Origin of the sequence: Thiomicrorhabdus sp. Kp2 (assembly GCF_000478585.1) — a bacterium.
GTDB lineage: Bacteria > Pseudomonadota > Gammaproteobacteria > Thiomicrospirales > Thiomicrospiraceae > Thiomicrorhabdus.
This window is the reverse complement of sequence record NZ_ARWI01000001.1, coordinates 1,130,624-1,148,642: the sequence shown is the minus strand read 5'-3', so window position 1 is coordinate 1,148,642 and position 18,019 is coordinate 1,130,624. Positions and strand designations below refer to the sequence as shown.

Annotated in this window: 13 protein-coding genes; 8 read left to right on the top strand and 5 right to left on the bottom strand. The window is 39.3% G+C overall.

Annotated elements, in window-relative coordinates:
- Positions 1–124: 124 nt before the first annotated feature.
- From A379_RS05535 to A379_RS05500, 8 genes are all read left to right on the top strand, one after another.
- Positions 125–355, top strand: a complete 231-nt coding sequence (locus A379_RS05535) for a hypothetical protein (protein WP_040726524.1) — start codon at positions 125–127, stop codon at positions 353–355.
- 9 nt (positions 356–364) lie between these two features.
- Entirely contained in the window at positions 365–1,018 is a 654-nt protein-coding gene (locus tag A379_RS05530) for a carbonic anhydrase (RefSeq protein WP_040726523.1), read from the top strand.
- A gap of 8 nt (positions 1,019–1,026) precedes the next feature.
- Positions 1,027–1,740, top strand: coding sequence for a response regulator transcription factor (locus tag A379_RS05525; protein WP_040726519.1), 714 nt, complete (start codon positions 1,027–1,029; stop codon positions 1,738–1,740).
- Positions 1,737–3,104, top strand: coding sequence for a sensor histidine kinase (locus A379_RS05520; RefSeq protein ID WP_040726515.1), 1,368 nt, complete (start codon positions 1,737–1,739; stop codon positions 3,102–3,104). Before A379_RS05525 ends, A379_RS05520 begins: the two co-directional genes overlap by 4 nt.
- An 85-nt stretch (positions 3,105–3,189) precedes the next feature.
- Positions 3,190–4,389, top strand: a complete 1,200-nt coding sequence (locus A379_RS05515; protein WP_040726512.1) for a TolC family protein — start codon at positions 3,190–3,192, stop codon at positions 4,387–4,389.
- Positions 4,389–5,585 carry an efflux RND transporter periplasmic adaptor subunit gene (locus tag A379_RS05510; protein WP_040726508.1) on the top strand — a complete coding sequence of 399 codons (1,197 nt, stop codon included), beginning with the start codon at positions 4,389–4,391 and terminating at the stop codon, positions 5,583–5,585. The genes A379_RS05515 and A379_RS05510 overlap by 1 nt, the downstream gene beginning before the upstream one ends.
- A 2-nt stretch (positions 5,586–5,587) precedes the next feature.
- Positions 5,588–8,662 (top strand): efflux RND transporter permease subunit, encoded by a 3,075-nt coding sequence (locus A379_RS05505; protein ID WP_051145023.1) that lies wholly within the window; start codon positions 5,588–5,590, stop codon positions 8,660–8,662.
- 1 nt (position 8,663) lies between these two features.
- Positions 8,664–8,966 (top strand): DUF3240 family protein, encoded by a 303-nt coding sequence (locus tag A379_RS05500; RefSeq protein WP_040726506.1) that lies wholly within the window; start codon positions 8,664–8,666, stop codon positions 8,964–8,966.
- Positions 8,967–9,096: 130 nt separating this feature from the next.
- Here the strand turns inward: A379_RS05500 and A379_RS05495 are convergent, their stop codons facing one another.
- The 5 genes from A379_RS05495 to bioD all read right to left on the bottom strand — a co-directional run bounded on the left by A379_RS05495 (position 9,097) and on the right by bioD (position 18,017).
- Positions 9,097–12,147: a DEAD/DEAH box helicase family protein gene (locus A379_RS05495; protein WP_081696345.1), complete on the bottom strand. Its 3,051-nt coding sequence runs from the start codon at positions 12,145–12,147 to the stop codon at positions 9,097–9,099.
- A complete protein-coding gene (locus tag A379_RS05490; protein ID WP_051145022.1) occupies positions 12,119–14,074 on the bottom strand; it encodes a site-specific DNA-methyltransferase in 1,956 nt (651 codons plus the stop codon). The genes A379_RS05495 and A379_RS05490 overlap by 29 nt, the downstream gene beginning before the upstream one ends.
- Positions 14,075–14,142: 68 nt before the next feature.
- Complete coding sequence (locus tag A379_RS05485) at positions 14,143–15,474, bottom strand: ATP-binding protein (protein WP_040726504.1); 1,332 nt, start codon at positions 15,472–15,474, stop codon at positions 14,143–14,145.
- 410 nt (positions 15,475–15,884) lie between these two features.
- Entirely contained in the window at positions 15,885–17,162 is a 1,278-nt protein-coding gene (locus A379_RS05480; RefSeq protein WP_040726502.1) for an O-acetylhomoserine aminocarboxypropyltransferase/cysteine synthase family protein, read from the bottom strand.
- A gap of 123 nt (positions 17,163–17,285) precedes the next feature.
- Positions 17,286–18,017 (bottom strand): dethiobiotin synthase, encoded by a 732-nt coding sequence (gene bioD / locus A379_RS05475; RefSeq protein WP_081696344.1) that lies wholly within the window; start codon positions 18,015–18,017, stop codon positions 17,286–17,288.
- Positions 18,018–18,019 lie beyond the last annotated feature (2 nt).

The window sequence follows — 18,019 nt, the reverse complement described above, 5'->3', positions numbered from 1 at the left end:
CCGTATTAGACGTGTTCTTTGTCATTGCTTATTTTGTAATGAAATTAAAAAATGCCCAAAATTTATTTATGGGCATTTTTTTTGTCTAAAATAAACACTCTGTAAAATAAAGAGTCATAACGATATGTGTATTTTTATACTCGCTATTATGGCGATTCTTTTGTTCTATCTTTCGGGGTCGATTGAACAATATCAGCTCACTGAAGTGATTGATGGTATTAGCATTCCAAACAGTTATGGTTGGGATGTTTTATATGTCTTGTGGCCAGCTATGGCATTTATGTTTTTTGCAGGTATATTTACGGTATTGATTATAATGAAGTTTTGGAAGCAACCAGACTCTAAAGAAGAATAAGGAAACCCCATGTGTCAGCAATGTGATTGTAATCAAGATATTCAGCAACTTTTCAAAAACAATGAAGAGTGGGTAGATGAAGTTAATCAAGCCAATCCAGGTTTTTTTGAAAGTTTAGCTCATCAGCAAAAGCCCGAATATTTGTGGATTGGCTGTTCCGATAGTCGTGTACCCGCTAATGAACTGGTTAAGATGGATCCAGGTACAATTTTTGTACACCGAAATATTGCCAACCTAGTTAACTCAAGTGATATGAATGTTTTGTCGGTCATCCAATATGCGGTTGAAGTGCTAAAAGTAAAACATATTATTGTGAATGGCCACTATGGTTGTGGTGGCGTTCAAGCTTCCTTTAATGAGACCAATCCTGATTTGATTGATCACTGGATTCGCCCAATTCGTAAATATCTTTCCAGAGCTAAAGATATCTTGGCACCGTTAAGCAAAACAGAGCAGGTTGATAAACTTTGCGAAATTAATGTGGCTGAACAGGTGAGAAATATCTGTCATATCCCTGCGGTAAAAAAGGCCTGGCAAAAAGGTCAACCCTTAGCTATTCATGGTTTTATTTACGATATTAAAGATGGTCGTCTACATAATTTAAATGTCACCGTTGATAATATTGATGACGCTGAAAAAGCGATTGTCCGTAAACACCTATAAAGCGGAATATGAAGCTCCTGTTAATCGAAGATGAACCTTTATTGGTAGATAATCTTGTTCAACGTTTTAAGCATTTAGATTTCATTGTCGATGTGGCATTAGACGGAGAGCAAGGGTTATTTTTAGGTTTAGAACATCAGTATGATTTAATAATCTTGGATTTAGGGCTTCCGAAACAACCAGGCCTGGTAGTTTTAGAAAAACTGCGTGCACAGAATATTCATGTGCCCGTTCTGATTTTAACCGCACGCAATAGTTGGCAAGAACGTGTCGAAGGCTTAAAAAAAGGGGCAGACGATTATTTAGGTAAGCCTTTCCATTTTGAAGAATTACAGGCCAGAATTGAAAGTTTGGTTAAACGTCATCTGCCCAAAAAAGAGACTATTTGTTTTGCCCCTCAACACCTTGCAGGTGTCAATTCAATATGTCTCAATACACAATCCAAAACGCTGTTGGTGAATCAGCAAAAGCACTCTTTAACCGCCACCGAATACCGTTTGGCTTACACTTTTTTTAGCCGACCTCATCAAGTGTTTTCTAAACAAATCCTGCTCGATAAAATTTCAGAGAGTACGGATGACAAAGACTCTAATATTATTGAAGTCTATATACGTCGCTTACGAAGTTACCTAGGCAAAGAAGCCATTCAAACTTTACGAGGCCAAGGGTATCGTTTGAATCTATCTGATAGCATTGCTCCACAAAGTGAGGCGCAGAAATGAAATCATTGCAACATCAGTTATCAGCCTTACTTGGCTTCAGTGTTTTGGGTGTTTTTTTGCTGTTTTGGTGGCTGTCGATTACCACCATTCACCAGGTTGCAGATGATTACGTTATGACCCGTTTAGACCATGATTCAGAATCGGTGATGAAAAACCTACACTTCGAAAATGGGCAATGGCGATTAGATATTGAGAACATCGAACCGATTTATTCACATATTCATTCAGGTCACTATTTTGTTGTCAAAGTCGCAAATAAAATCTTTGCTTCCCCCTCGCTAAATCAGTACCCCCTATTATTAAAGTCCTTGGAGAAGGGAGAATCTCAATCTTTCTCTTATGAAACCTTAGGTCCTTTAGTTGGTGACGGTAATCGTTTAATGCGCTCAAAACTCTTAGTTTTGGCGAGCCGTCAAAGTAAAAATAATCAACCTGTTCGTTTGTATGTTGCTGAAGATCACTCGCCTATTCAAGAGAGCTTAAAATACTTTGATTGGTTGTTTGGGCTCTTTGCCGTAATCGCCCTGTTTGTGCTCTATTTTTTACAAAAATGGATTTTAAAACGTACTTTTACACAGCTCGCACCACTGGAAAAACAGCTTAAAGAGTTGGAAATTACCCATCAATTCACCATTGAAAACAGTCAATACCCTAAAGAGGTTGAATCGTTAATCGATGCTTTAAAAGGGGCTTTACACCAAGCCGCTAAACAACTTAAAACATCACGCCAATCCAATGCTAATTTGTCACATGGTCTTAAAACACCGCTTAATCTAGCCTTTCAGATTCTCGAACAGATTCAGATTGATTCGTCACCTGAAAATCTTCAGCGGGTACAGCAACAGATGCAACAGCAGTTGGATAAGATTCATCATCTTATCGATAGAGAGTTAAAAAAGGCACGTATTGCTTCAGACAGTCCAATCAACAATCGTTTCGATTTCAAAAGCGATTTGGATGAGTTATTGCAAACCTTAAAGCAGTTGCATAAGAATAAATCCATCCAATGTCATTGTGATATTCCTGATTTACCAGGCCTGGTCATTGAAAAAGAGGATGGTTTTGAACTTTTTGGAAACCTATTGGACAATGCATTTAAATGGGCTCAATCCAAAATAGTCTTTACGTTGACTGAGGAAAAAGGTCGTACAATCATTGTGATAGAAGATGACGGCAAAGGGGTGAGCGCAGAACGCCTTAATCACTTGCAAACTCGTGGTTTTAGAGCGGATGAAAACACGCCTGGTCACGGTATTGGCCTATCTATCGTTAAAGATTTAATTGAAGCCTATTCGGGCGAAATGCAATTTAGCCACTCTTCTTTAGGCGGTTTAAAAGTGGAGATTATATTTAGACCACGCTAATTTTCATTTTTTTAAGTATTTTCAGTTTCATTTCAGTTTCATTTTCTAGAATGGATTTCATTATCGATGACTCTAGGAAAGTGTTATGAAACAAATCCAGATTTTAAGTCTTACAGGCCTGTTCTTATTTGGGCTAACATCACATTCAGCACAAGCCGCCAGTTACGCAGATTTGCTTGAACAGGTGATGCAAAAACAACCAGAACAAATGTCTTTGATTGGTTATGATGCGGTTGAAACCTCCGCTAATGATGCTGCCAATAGCCTTTTCTCTAGTAATACTAATTTAGTCATCGCGCATGAAAATGATGCCATGACAGGTGATTTAGACAAAACCAAGTGGCATATTGGGGCAGAGTTTCCATTATGGTTACCTGGTCAAGCAGACAGCCAACAACAATTAGCCAAAGGTTATTCAGAACTAAAAAACGATCAAATTAACTTCTTAAAATGGCAGGCTTCAGGACAATTACGTGACTTAGTTTGGCAATACCGAGAAGCACAAGTGCAAACGGATATTGCTCAAAAATCCGTTGCCCAAGCCAATAAGTTGCATTTATTGATTAGTAAATTGGTTCAGGTCGGTGAAAAGCCTAAAATGGATGCCTTAATGGCACAAAATCTGTTGTTAACAGCCGAATCTCATCTGCTCACGATGCAAAATCAATTAGGCTCAGTTCAAAAGCGTTACCAGTCTTGGACTGGTTCACTTGAGCTACCGATTCCGTTAACCGAAAATGCCCCTCTATTTGATATTAATAATCACCCTGAATTGAGAAAGCTAAATGCAGAATTAGCCATTTTGCAGGCTGAGTTGCAAACGCTAAAAGTTTCTCAGAAAGACAACCCCGTTTTAAGTGTGGGTGGTTTTCAAGAGGAAGATAGAGCGATGTCGCCAAACACCACTTTATTTGCACAAATCAGCTACCCAATTGGCTCAAATCCATCTAAAAAAGTAGAAACAGCTAAGCAGAATACACAGGTTTTAAACAAAGAAGCAGAAGTTAAGCGCTATCAGTTAGAGCTCCAGAATCGTCTGTATGCAAGTGAACAAAGTGTTGTATTAGCAGAACAAAAATTAACCATCAGTGCTCAAAATATGCAGCTAGCAGAGCAAACTTTACAACTTGCACAGCAAGCCTATCAAGCGGGTGAAAGTAATATTCAAACCTTAGTGAATGCCCAGCAGGTATTTTTAGATAGCGAATTACAACAAGCACTTATCCAAATTGAAATGGCCAAAGCCATTGCCAACCGCAACCAAATTGCAGGAGTATCTTTATAATGCAAACTTCATTTTTAACGCAAACTAAAAACGACTATTTTGCTCAGTTTTGTAAACAATCAAAGGTAACAGCCTCTCTTGTTTTGCTGGTTTCAGCAATGAGCTACCTGTCTTCTGCAAATGCGGTTGAATCTGCTATTTCTCAAAACTCTGCATTGCCAACAATGAATCTCTCTTCTGAACAAATGGAAGCGCTTGCAATCAAAACGCAGACAGTAGCAGCGGTTACTTCTTATCCAAGTAGTGCTTTTATCGCAGAAAGTATTGTGCCGATTAATCAGCGTTATGTGGTGACGATGCCAATGTCTGGCCAAATTACCGCTTTGCATCATGTGCATGGTCATGTTGATAAAGGCGATTTAATTGCCACGGTTTACAGTAGTGAATTACAAAAGTTGCAGAGTGATTTTGTCTCAACTTTGGCGGATTTAAAAGCGGAAATAGCGGCTTTAAAACGTGCAAAATCGTTAAGTCAAACAGGTGCAATCTCTAGTAAGCAGCGTCAACAGCTGGAAGCTAGTGTCAGAAAACTCTCGCAACTTAAATCTCAACAAAAACAGAATTTACTGTTTTTAGGTATGAATCCGAAATCTGTCGAGACATTGGAAAATACCCAACAAATTCAATCTGCCGAGCTTGATTTAGTTGCTCCAGTTACGGGAGAGCTGTTTGATGTTAAGGTCAAAATCGGTGAGCGTGTCGCTGAACAGTCAGTAGTGGTTTCTATCGCTCAAACAAACCCTATTGTTATTGATTTAGAAGTGCCTATTGCGGATGCCAATACCTTGTCAGAAGGCCAATCTGTGAGTGTTGTTGATGTCACTAAACAAGGTAAAGTTGCGCATATTGCCGACTTTGTTAACCCAATGACCCAGTCTGTTGAAGTGCATACCGTGTTCGATAATGCGGATTTTGCCATAAAACCAGGCCAGCTGTTTAAAGTGCATTTTCAGTATGAGCAACCTGCTTATCAAACGGCTTTGGGGGCATTAACCACGATTAATAGCCAAGACATTATTTTTGTACAACAGTCTGCTGAGATTAAAGCTATCCCTATTCATGTTTTACAAACCCATAATGGCCAACTGTTTTTTACGCCTGTAAAAGCCAGTGATATAAATGAAAACAGTGTTGTTGTGATTCATGGAGCCTCAAGTCTTAAAAATAGCTTAATGGCCGAAGAGGGTGAGGAATAGCTATGAACCGTTTAATACAGTTTTTCTTAACCCAGCGTATCTTTGTGCTATTAGTTATTTTTGCGCTAACAGCAGGTGGCTGGATGGCGTTTCAAAAAACGCCTATTGATGCCTTTCCTGATGTTTCGCCTGTTCAGGTAAAAATGATATTTAAAGCGCCTGGCATGACGCCAACAGAGGTTGAGCAGAGAGTCATTGCGCCTTTAGAGCAAGAGTTGTTAGGTATTCCAAAAGAGACCTTATTACGTTCGTTAGCCAAATATGCGATTGCGGATATTACCTTAAACTTTGCTGAGGGTACGGATATTTATTGGGCACGCCAATTGGTAGCTGAGCGCTTGAATGGTGTTGATTTGCCAAGTGGTGTAACGGGCGGAATGGCGCCATTATCCACCCCGTTAAGTGATATTTTTATGTTTACTATCGACGGTAATACACTGAACAATATGGAAAAGCGTGATCTATTGGATTGGGTGATTCGTCCTGCCTTACGTTCCGTTCCAGGGGTTGCAGATGTAAATGCCTTAGGTGGAAATGTGCGCGTCTTTGCCGTTAAGCCAGACTTTAATAAATTAAGTAGTTCTGAAATTTCACTGGCCCGTTTAATTGAGGCTATTCAAACTCATAACCAAAATGATGGGGCTGGGCGCGTTAACCAAGGTGAAGAGGTTCTATTAGTAAGAACATTAGGTAACTTAACCAATATTGACGATATTGAAAATATCATTGTCGATTACCAAGGCAATCGCCCAATTTACGTGAAAGATTTGGCTAAGGTGGAGATTGATTCCCTGTACCGTAATGGTGCAGTGACTCAAAATGGTCAGGAAGCGGTTGAAGGTTTGGTGATGGCACTAAAAGGCGCCAATGCCCGTGATGTGGTATCAGGTATTGAAACCCGTTTAGCCGATATTGAACGTGCTTTACCTGAAGGTATTTCGATTAATGTTTTTTACAACCGTAAAGACCTAATTTCTCAAGCGATTGAAACGGTATCGGGTGCTTTAACCGAAGCGGTCATTTTGGTTGTTTTGGTTTTGTTTATCTTTTTGGGTAATTTGCGTGCCGCTTTAACGGTAGCCTTGATTCTACCTTTGGCGGCACTGCTCACCTTTATTTTAATGAATCAGTTTGGCTTATCGGCCAACTTAATGTCATTAGGTGGTTTAACCATTGCCATTGGTATGTTGGTGGATGCCGCCGTAGTGGTGGTTGAAAACATTGTCACCCATCAAGAAAAAGACCGAGCAGGCCTGCCAAAACTCCATATTATTTACCGAGCGGTACAAGAGGTTTCTGTACCAGTTATCTCGGGTATTTTAATTATTATGACGGTGTTCTTGCCGTTATTAACGCTTGAAGGTTTAGAGGGTAAATTGTTTGTACCTGTTGCCTTAACGATTATCTTTGCTTTGGGTAGTGCGCTGCTACTCTCATTAACCATTATTCCTACTCTGGCTTCTTTCATGTTAGGTAAACCAAGCCATAAAGAACCTTGGTTAATTGAGAAGCTACTTAAAATCTATCGCCCCGTGTTAACTTGGAGTTTAGCGAACAGTAAAAAAATGATCTCCATTGCATTATTGGGTTTGGTGTTTGCAGGGTTTATTTATACCCAAGTGGGTAAAACCTTTATTCCTCAGATGGACGAAGGTTATATCGTTATGCAGATTGAAAAGCTGCCATCCATCAGTCTAAAAGAGACGGTGAATATGGATAAGCAGGTACAAAAGTATTTGTTAAAAAATATTCCTGAAGTAGAGCGTATTATTGCCCGTGTGGGCTCAGATGAGCTTGGAATGGATCCCATGGGATTGAATGATACGGATAGCTTTTTAGTACTTAAACCAAAAACAGAATGGCGAATGGAAACCAAAGAAGTGCTTATCGATGAAATTCGTAATGGTTTAGAAGCACATTTCCCAGGTGTGAATTTTGCCTTTACCCAGCCCATTCAAATGCGTGTTGATGAGATGTTAACGGGGGCGCGTGGCGATGTGGCCATTAAGATTTTTGGCGATGACCCTGAGCAACTCAATGAGGTTGCTAAAAAGATGGTAGAGACGGTCAGTGCGATTGACGGCGCTGAAGATGTCTTTACCCCAACTAATGAAGGGTTGCGTTACCTTCAGTTAGAAATCAACAAAGAGACGGCCGCTAAATTTGGTTTAAGTGTGAATGATGTGCAAGCGATATTACGTGCTCAGGTGAATGGGTTAGAAGCAGGTATGTTATACCAAGGTATTCGTCGCATTCCATTAATGGTCAGAGCACCAGAGTCGTATAAATCTTCTAAACAGGAGATGTTACAGCAGCCTATTGCGTTAGAGAGTGGTCAAACGGTGCTTTTAAGTCAGTTAGTGAACGCCAAAGAGGTTGAAGGGCCTGTCTCTATTCAGCGTGAACAAAGTAAACGTTTTGCGGTGGTGGTATCCAATGTAAAAGGGCGTGACTTAGTTGGGTTTGTTGAAGAGGCTAAATTAAAAGCCGCCAAAATGAATATCCCCGCAGGTTATTACTTTGAATGGGGGGGCAAGTTTGAAAACCAACAACGTGCGGCCAGTAAACTCGCCGTGGTAGTGCCCATCGCTTTAGTTCTGATTTTTATTATTTTATTCAGTACTTTTAAGTCCGTTCCGCAGGCCGCCATGATTTTGACCAATGTACCTTTTGCCTTAATTGGCGGGATTTCCGCCCTGTGGATAACGGGTGAATATCTTTCTGTACCCGCGTCAGTTGGCTTTATTGCCCTGTTAGGTATTGCGGTGCTAAACGGGGTGGTGATGATCTCCTACTTTAATCAGTTGATGGCCTCAGGTATCTCTATTACTGAAGTGGTTGTAGAGGGTGCAATGCGTCGTCTTCGCCCAGTCTTAATGACAGCCAGTATTGCGGCTTTAGGTTTAGTGCCTTTAGTTTTTGCAACAGGGCCTGGTTCTGAAATTCAACGCCCATTAGCCATTGTGGTGATTGGTGGATTGATTTCGTCCACGCTTTTAACCTTATTAATTTTGCCGATTTTCTATCGATTGTTTGGGCAAGGCACACAGCTTAACTATTTAAAAAAAGGAGCCTAGTATGTCAGGCGTATTATTAAAGCTCATTTTGGATGAAGGTGTTTTTGCTTCTGTTTCAGACAGTTTATTAGTGTATGAAAAGTCGCAAATTGAATTTAAAAGTGTGTCGATACGTTCATACAGTAATGAACATGAACTTGAAGAAATCGAAGAGCAAGTGGCGGGGTATTTGGCAAAGGTGCAAGTTGAGATTATCACCACACAAGAAGAGTACACTCATATTTTAGCGTATCTTAAAACAGAGCATCCAAGGATCGATTGTCACTATCTGGTGACACCTGTATTAGAATCGGGTGTGCTTTAACGTATTAAAAACAAAAACTACCAGGCCTGTAAATTCAATATGACCAGGCCTGGTAAATCTTTTAAGTAACAAAGTTTATTTAAACACTGTAAATCAATATTCAATATCAAAAATTGTTTAGTAGAGCTTTCTATTTATTACTGATCTCACCCAGTAAATTAGCTAATTCTTGGTTATCAATTTTGGTTTTGTAATGAACTTCAATACCTGTTTCTTTCGCTTTTAAGGCTTTAAAAAATTGTTTTGCTGCTGCAATTTTGACTTTTTCAGGTAATGGAATGTCTGCCTCAGTTGGATACCCTTTTGTTTCTACAACTAAATAGAGAGCTTTACCATTTTCACCGTCCACAACATAACCAAAATCAGGGTTATAAGTACCATTTGGTACAGGAATTTTTATTTTTGGTAACTTGGCAAAAACGGTAATGCTTTTGTCGGTAGATTCCTCAATGGTAATGCCTTCAATCTCACTATCAATTTCAATAAAGTTCTCATCATAGAGTGATTTATCAAGAAGGGTTTTCTTAACACTAATATCGTGGTCCATGCGGCCGCATGCGCCTTTATTAATCCAGTCTAAAACAATGCCATCGGCTCTGGTTAAACTCGTAGCCTTAGTTCTAATTTCTTTAATATCATAACTAATTTTATTGACTATTAATGCATATAGCTCATTCAGAATAATCGCCTTTAAATCCAATAACGCTTGGTTTTCATTATTGGCAATCATTGCAAACTGATTGGTAGGCATCGCTTTTAAAATGGTTGCTATCGTTTTATAGCTTAATCTCGTTGCATTGGCTAAGGCTTTTACAAACTCATACAAGCTAAAAACAGAATGATATTGAACAGCTGTGTAGGAACTGGTTACATCTTCTTGTACCACATTTTCAACTTCTTTATGGCGTGTGGTTTTAATCTGAATTTCTTGTACTTTAAATTCACTGGCAATAGCTTGGTTGACTATTTTAATAAACTCATCTGAATTCAAATCATATTTAAGTTCGGCATCTCGGTTTAGGTTGTCCCACAAAGTTTTAAAATGTTGATTATATTTATTAGCGTTCACTCTTATTAATTTGGGAGCTCTTTTCGCTTTAGACTTTGATTTAACCTTAGTTTCAGCAATGTACACCTCTTTAAAGAATTCAGCTAAACCTTTTAAGTTAGGCTCCTTAATACGCTTATGCGCTTCAATCTTTGCCAGAACCGTTGGCCATTTATTAGTAAAGGTGTTTTTATCTGCGACGATGTGCGCCTTATCGTCATCATCTAATTCAACAATTTTATTGTCTTCCAAAACATCAACCAACGCCTGAGCTTGACGGATATTGGGGGCGATTTTCAGGTCAATCAATAAGTCCGCTTCAAAAATAAGCCCTTGCATTTTTAAGCTGTTTTGAGCAATTTCATTTTGAATCGATTCTACAAAGTTACCCTCAGTAGAAGGCACAATCACATTCAGTTCATTTACCTGATCAAATGCTTCATGCTCAGAAGTAATTCGTTCACCAAACTGATTCACCGCCAAACGTAACCCACGGCCAATTTGTTGTAATTTAGTAATTTTTGAATTGCTGGGTGCCAATTTACACAAGGTAAAAATATTAGGATTATCCCAACCCTCTTGCAATGCCCACATAGAAAAAATAAAACGTAAATCGGTATTAAACGAAAGCAACTCCTCTTTTTTATTGAGAATTAAATCAATTTGCGTTTCAAGATCTTTATCTTTATTCGACTTAGAAAAATAGCCTTGATGTACGTCGCCAATATTTTCTTGAGTGCGTTCTAAATAAGCCCTATAGCTAGCATCTAAACTTTTAGTTTTTAACACCTCACCCAGTTTTTTGGCATACAGTTGTTCAAACTTTTTAACCAACTCACCTGGCTCGCCACTGTCTAATAAATACTTGCTTACCGAATCAATAAAAAATAGGGTTAAAGATTTAATGCCTTGAACAAATAACTCCTCTTCACGTTCAAAATGCGTTTCAATGGTTTGCCTAATAATTTCGGTTTGCATAGCATCCAGCAACATACCGTAAGAGGTCGCATTTTCTTCACCCAGCGGCAAACTAAACCCATTGGTAAAAATCGCTTCACTTTTAGTGAGTTTTTCAACCACATAACCACTTAGGTAATCAATTTTTACTTTTTGGCCTAAGTTATCGCCTTTTTCAAGTATCACTTGTTGGTTTTTACCCGCAATATCTTTATATTTTAGTTTGGCTTGATAATCTGATTGTTTAGCACCTTTAACCTCTATTAACGCTAAAGAGTGGGCGTCTACTTGTTCATTACCAATGGTGTCTACGGTAATACTCTTTACCAAACCTTTTTTAAAGGCGGTAATACTGTCTAAGGTATAAAGCAAATTTTGAAATTTTTGTTTTTGTTGATTTTCTTTAAACGTTGCCCCATAACGCACCGTAAATAACGGCCTAAATTTCTCTATATTTTCAGCCGTTTTTTTACCTTCAAAGCGGTGGGGTTCATCAATAATAATCACGGGTTTTAAAGCGGCAATGGCATCAATATAACTGGTTGCTTTACCAATTAACCCTTGCTCCACCGTCTTTTTATGAATAACATTACTGGCTTTGTTAAAAGATTGATAGGTCGAAATCATCACCGATATATTTTCATTAGAGGCATTGCAAAAACGAAACACGGTTTCTGGTGTATAACTAAATACCGTTAAGTTCTTTTCATAGCTTTTTTGAAAAAATTCTTTGGTAATTTGTAGGTTTTTTACCGCCCCTTGGCGAATAGCCGTACTGGGCACTAAAATTAAAAATTTAGACAAACCATACAGTTGATTTAAACGATAAATCGTCTCAATAAAGGTAAAGGTTTTACCAGTACCCGTTTCCATCAATATATCTAAGGTTAACTGATGGCTTATTTTCGCTTCGCCCTCGGTAACATTATGTTGTTCTCGAATGGCATCAATATTGGTTTTTAATATTTTGCGATGCAGGGCATTGCTTAAATTAAAACTGGGATTACTCTCTGGGTATTTAGGGGGTAAAAAGGGAATCTCTTTAAACACATCACACACAGCGGCTACCGCTTGGTCTTGATAATCTAGCCGTTCAAACTGTAATTTTAAAGGTGCATTTTTTAACGTTGCATTGGTCAACATACCCTTACCCTCTAAATCGCAAGCGGGCTTCATCTAACCCCGTCTGTTTAAGGGCTGGTATTAACTCCTGATTAAACTGATCACGGGTTTCACTGCTAATATTGGGTGAATACACACAAATATATTCTACTTTTACCAGGCCTGATCGGTTTAGAAGGTGTGTTTTAATGGACTCTAACGCAATGGCATTGACAATTAACAACACATTAGCCGCTTGATAAAGCGCATTTTCTTGTAGTGTAATAATAGGGGTAGAAAGGGGCAGTTTTTCGGCCAACAATAAATTTACCAAAATAGTATTTAAATTGGCTTCACTGCTTTCATGAGAAAGCGCCATTTCTAACTGTTCTAAATCTGTGGCTGTTACCTCATGCAAAGGTTTATAAAACTGCTGCATTGGGTCATCGGTTATTTCAAAAGCTTTAAAACCAATATCTAAATTTTCTATGCCGTCTTTATTGGCATGGTCGATTTTAATTTTTTCACCTGCACGGCGTAAGCGCTCAGCGGTAATTTCAAATATCGTGGCCTCGGGTTTACTTAGGGTTTTGGTCACAAACTCATAAGCGTCTTTTTGTTTTTTAGCATCAATGGCTTCGGGCAGTTGCACTAAAATAAATTGACGATTACCACCATCTTCCGCATTTAAATCCATTACGGCTTGGCCTGTGGTGCCCGAGCCTGCGAAGAAGTCGAGGATGGTGTCATCTTTATTTTCGCCAAGAGCTATTTTTGTTAAATGGCGAATTAATGTAGAAGGTTTGGGGTAATTAAAACCTGCTTCAGGCAGTAGAGACTTTATTTCATTAGTTGCAGATTGGGTGTGTCCAACTGTTTTATAATGAAGAATACTTCTTGGGACGACTTTTTTTGCCTCGCTTAAAAAGTTTTTGATCCTTGGTGAAGTTGAGTTCCCATTAGCACCCCAATAAATTCTATTGTCTGCAAGTAGTTCATTCATCTTTGTTTTTGAGAATGCCCAAACGGCTTCCTTTCTAGGCCAAACTTCTTCGCCAGTGTTAGGATTGTTAATTGGAAAATATAAATTTGGTCTCTCATTGTTATTCTTATTACATGTAGGGGCGGTTGAATTCCAAGGTCCGCGTGGGTCATTATCGGTATTTTTATAAAACTTGTTATGTTCTGAAGTTCTTTCTAGCCTATTGATTACTTTGTCAGTTTTACTTTTAGCGTAAATTAAAATATATTCGTGATCATTGCTAAAGTAACTTGAATCGTTTGATGGACTTACTTTCTTTTCCCAAACGACATTTTCAACAAAATTGATTTCCCCAAACACTTCATCACACAGCAATTTTAAGTTCGCTTGTTCATTATCATCAATAGAGATAAAAATCACGCCATCGTCTTTTAATAAATCACGTGCCAATAATAGGCGTGGAAACATAAAACTTAACCAACCACTGTGGGTTCGGGCACCTTGGATGTTTTGAATGTAGTCTTTATAGTCGGCGCTGTAACCTAACTCATCTAAAATAGTGTCTTCAGAGTCGGTAAAGTTGTCGCGGTAAATAAAGTTTTCGCTTTTGGTGTTGTAAGGCGGGTCAATATAAATCATTTTAATCTGCTCAAAATAGCTGGCTTTAAGCAGTTTAAGGGCTTCTAGGTTGTCGCCTTTTATTAAAATGTTTTCAGTTGTGTCGGCTAAAAAATCATCACTTGATTGCAGTTTGCTGTCATCTTGTAATGGTTTTAAAATTTTGGTTTGTTTAGCATAGGCCTGGTGGTAGGCCTCTTTTTTGCCTACCCAGTTAAGTTCATAGCCGTTCTCTTCAAAACGAGCTTTTGGGTCTAATGCTAATTTTAGTTTGTCGGTATTAATCACCAAATCACCGTCTTCACCCGTTGATACCACGCCAGGAAAATTCTTTAAAAAGAACTGTAAATTACGCTCTTGAATAGATTCTTGGTCAATAATATTGGTTTTAACGGGGTTCATATTTACATTCCATAATTTTGGTTTAATCGGCTATTTTACAGTTATCCATCAGTTGTGAGCGGGCGACTTTAAGTTTTGGTTATATATTTTTGGTTTGGGCTTTTGGGCTTATTTGGTATTGTCATTTCAAGTTGGCCTGTTTCTAACAAAGGTGCAAGTACTTGGGTTCTGAAATGGGTGCGATGTTTATAGCCAAGATACTGCATGATTTCAGGGATAGAACGAGCTGTCTGACAAAATGCTAGTAACTTCCCTGCTTGGTCAGTAGCTTGGTCAGTAGCTTGGTCAGTAACTTGTGGCGTCTTAGTCAGTGATTCTACAAACCCTTCTGCATAGGGCAAGACTATTCTTGTGAAGTTGCTTAAAAACACATAACTCTCTTGTGGGTAGTGTTGCAAAATTCTGGGTACACCCGAGCCTAAATGCTCCACCATTTCTAGGTCTCTAAACACACGCATAAGCACTTTGTTTTGGGGGTGTGAAATACCACTAAAGAAGTCTTGTTTATCCATACCTTCTGGCAGAGCACCCGTTGAGGTGATTTCTAAACGGTCTGCAAAGAATTCAAATTTAGGGGGTGTTTCACGCGTGTAGTCGTTATGCACAATCGCGTTAATGACCGCTTCACGTACCGCTATCTCATTAAGCATTTGCCGTTGATTACGAGTGGTTGAGGTAATTTGTGAAAAGGTGCGGTTTTCTACTTTGATTTTATCGAGCACCGCTTTGGTGGCTTTAACTAAACAGCAATAGCCATATTCTTCATTTTCAATCAAATCAATGCGGTTTGTGCCTGCATATTTGGCCACTTTAATGGAGTTGCCGTTTTGGTCGGCCAATAAATAAGCGGCGTAATTATAGTCACCCTCTTGCGTGAGTAACTCTAAGTTTTTGGCAAAATGGTCATTCAGCGGTAAGTCACGGGCTTGATAGTAGATTTTAAGTTGTTCAAAATTTAGGTCTTGTTCACGAGAGCGAATATTGCTGATGGAATTACGGGTTCTTGTGGCAAATAACTCGGTAATCATACGTTCATTCATAGGCTCAGATGCCGAACCAATACGAATAAAACAGCCTTTAGGCGTCATGCCAAATTTGGTGAGGTGGTAGGGTTTTTCTAATCCACTGGCGACCACAATTTTAATGATATTTGTGCCTTGCCAGTCGGTAACCAATACATCAAACAAACCTAAAGCAGATGGGGCTATATTGTGTTTAATGCAGTCTTTGATTTTAAGTTGTAAATCATCCAGGCCTGGTAAATTTATAGGGAGTTGAGTTATATCATCCACACCAATGTAAATCTCGCCACCGTGTGGCGAGTTTAAAAACGCAATAACCTCTTTTTCAAGGCTTTCAGTTAACTGACGTTTAAATTCTATACGGTTGGATTCTTGCAAACGGACTCTCACTAAGCAGAAATGCGAAATTAATTAGTTAAGGCGTTAGATTTTACAAGTTAGCAGGCCTGGTGTCATCTTTAATGAATGAGTTTAACCAAGAGAGTGTTGGGTAGAAAGAGAAGTGGCGAATATTTTAGGTTTTTATTCAGTGTTTACTGAATATTAACAGTCACTGGGTTTGCCAGGCCTGGCATGCCCTGTGGCCATTTAAGATGGTGTGAGCATAGGGTAAAAATAGAAAATTAACAATATTAAACATTATAAACCAACTCGTCATTGCGAGCCGAAGGTGGCAATCTACAAAGGCGAATGCGATATTGGCCAAAGATTGCCACGTCACTTTACTTCTCGTAATGACGGGGTGTTTTCGATATTCAAAATTGAAAATTAAACATTCAAAATTAGAATCAAGCCGATGCGTTTAACGCTTGTTCTAAGTCTTCTAGAATGTCGTCAATATGTTCAATACCAATCGATAAACGCACCATGTCTTCAGTTACTCCAGCAGATTTTAACTCTGCGGCATTTAACTGGCGGTGAGTGGTTTCTGCGGGAATGCTAGCCAAAGATTTACAGTCACCAATATTCACTAAACGTACCACAAGCTTTAAAGCGTCATAGAATTTGATGGTGCCATCTCGTCCTGATTTTAGACCAAAACTTAATATCCCCGAGGCTTTACCATTCATATATTTTTGAGCAAGCGCATAGTCTTTATGGCTTGGTAAACCAGCATAATTTACCCAAGAAACCAATTCGTGTTTCTCAAGCCATTCCGCCACTTTTTGGGTGTTTTCACAAGTACGTTCCATTCTCAAAGCAAGTGTTTCTAAGCCCATTAATAGTTGAAAAGTACTTTGTGCAGCTAAAACAGACCCCGTATTTCTTAGCGGCACAACACGACAACGAGCAATAAAAGCGGCGGCGCCAAAGTCTTCTGTATAGGTTACACCGTGATAAGAGACATCTGGTGTATTCAATAACGGGAAACGCTCGGCGTGTTCTGCCCATGGGAACTTACCTGAATCGACAATCACACCACCAATGGTTGTGCCGTGTCCACCAATGTATTTGGTGGCGGCATGAATCACAATATCCGCACCATCTTCAATCGGTCTCCACAGTGCAGGCGAAGCCACTGTGCTATCAACAATTAATGGAATACCGTGTGAATGGGCAATCTCGGCTAAGCGGGCAACGTCAGCAATTCCACCCGAAGGGTTACCAATGGTTTCACAGTAGATTGCTTTAGTTTTGTTATCAATAAGGGCGCTAATTTCGTCATTGCTGGCATCTTTATTAAAGAAACGAGTCTCAAGCCCTTGGCGCGGTAAAGTGTGGGCAAATAGATTATAGGTTCCACCATACAGCTCACTGGCGCTTAAAAAGTTATCACCCGCCTCTGCAATGGTTTGCAAAGTGTAAGTGATTGCCGCCATGCCTGAAGCCACAGCCAGCGCCGCAACACCACCTTCCATCTCGGCAAGTCGGCTTTCAAGTACGGCATTGGTTGGATTCATGATTCGTGAATAGATATTGCCAGGCACTTTTAAATCAAAAAGGTCTGCGGCATGTTGAGCATTATCAAAGGCAAAAGACGTCGATTGGTAAATTGGTACAGCTACGGCTTTAGTGGTTTCTTCGGGTGTGTAGCCACCGTGAATGGCAATCGTTTCAAGCTTCATTAGGAATCCTTAGTTATGTTTTTATCATTTTTAAAATCAGCGCTCTATATTAGAAAAAAAAGGTCGAAAAGACAAAAGTATTAGTAGTTGTTAATAGCAAAATGCTTACTACAAAAGGGATGCTTAATAAATCAAAGAGGTCAAACCAGCTATAGGTTTGAGTGCTTGCGTGTTATTGGTTGGCAAATGAAAAATGGGGATGTCCGTCCAGTTTTCGATACCTAGAGCGTGATTTTTTTCATCTGAAAAGTTGAGGATAATGCAAAAAGTTTGCAGGCCTGCTTGTTCAATGGCGGCCAGAGTTAATAGGGTGTGATTAATACAGCCTAGTTGGTTTTTGACTACTAGAATAACGGGCAGTTTAAGTGCTTGAGCAAAATCTTGATTTAAACCATCTGAGCAAAGCGGGGAGTAAAAACCACCTGCACCTTCCACTAAATACAGCGTGTTTGGATTACTTTCTTTAGGGATATTACAGACAGAGAATAGGTCTTGGGTGGTAATAACCAGGCCTGCTTGTTCTATAGCGGTTTGTGGAGAAACTGCTGGCTCAAAGTTGTAAGGGCAAATGACCTTTAAAGGCTCAGGTGAATGGGTCGCTTCTTTTAAAAACAGCGCATCTTCACTTAAAAGAGAGCCATCGGTTTGTTTGATGCAACCCGAGGCGATTGGTTTGCGAGGAATGATTTTAAAGCCATCTTGAATAAGAGTCTGGGCAACACAACCAGCGGCATAGGTCTTTCCTACGTCAGTATCGGTTCCTGTAATAAAAAAGCCACCAATAGAGTTTCCAGGCCTGGTAACTCTATTGGTGGCTTTAAAAAACAGTGTTTTTTTTGACTCTTTGAAAGACATGA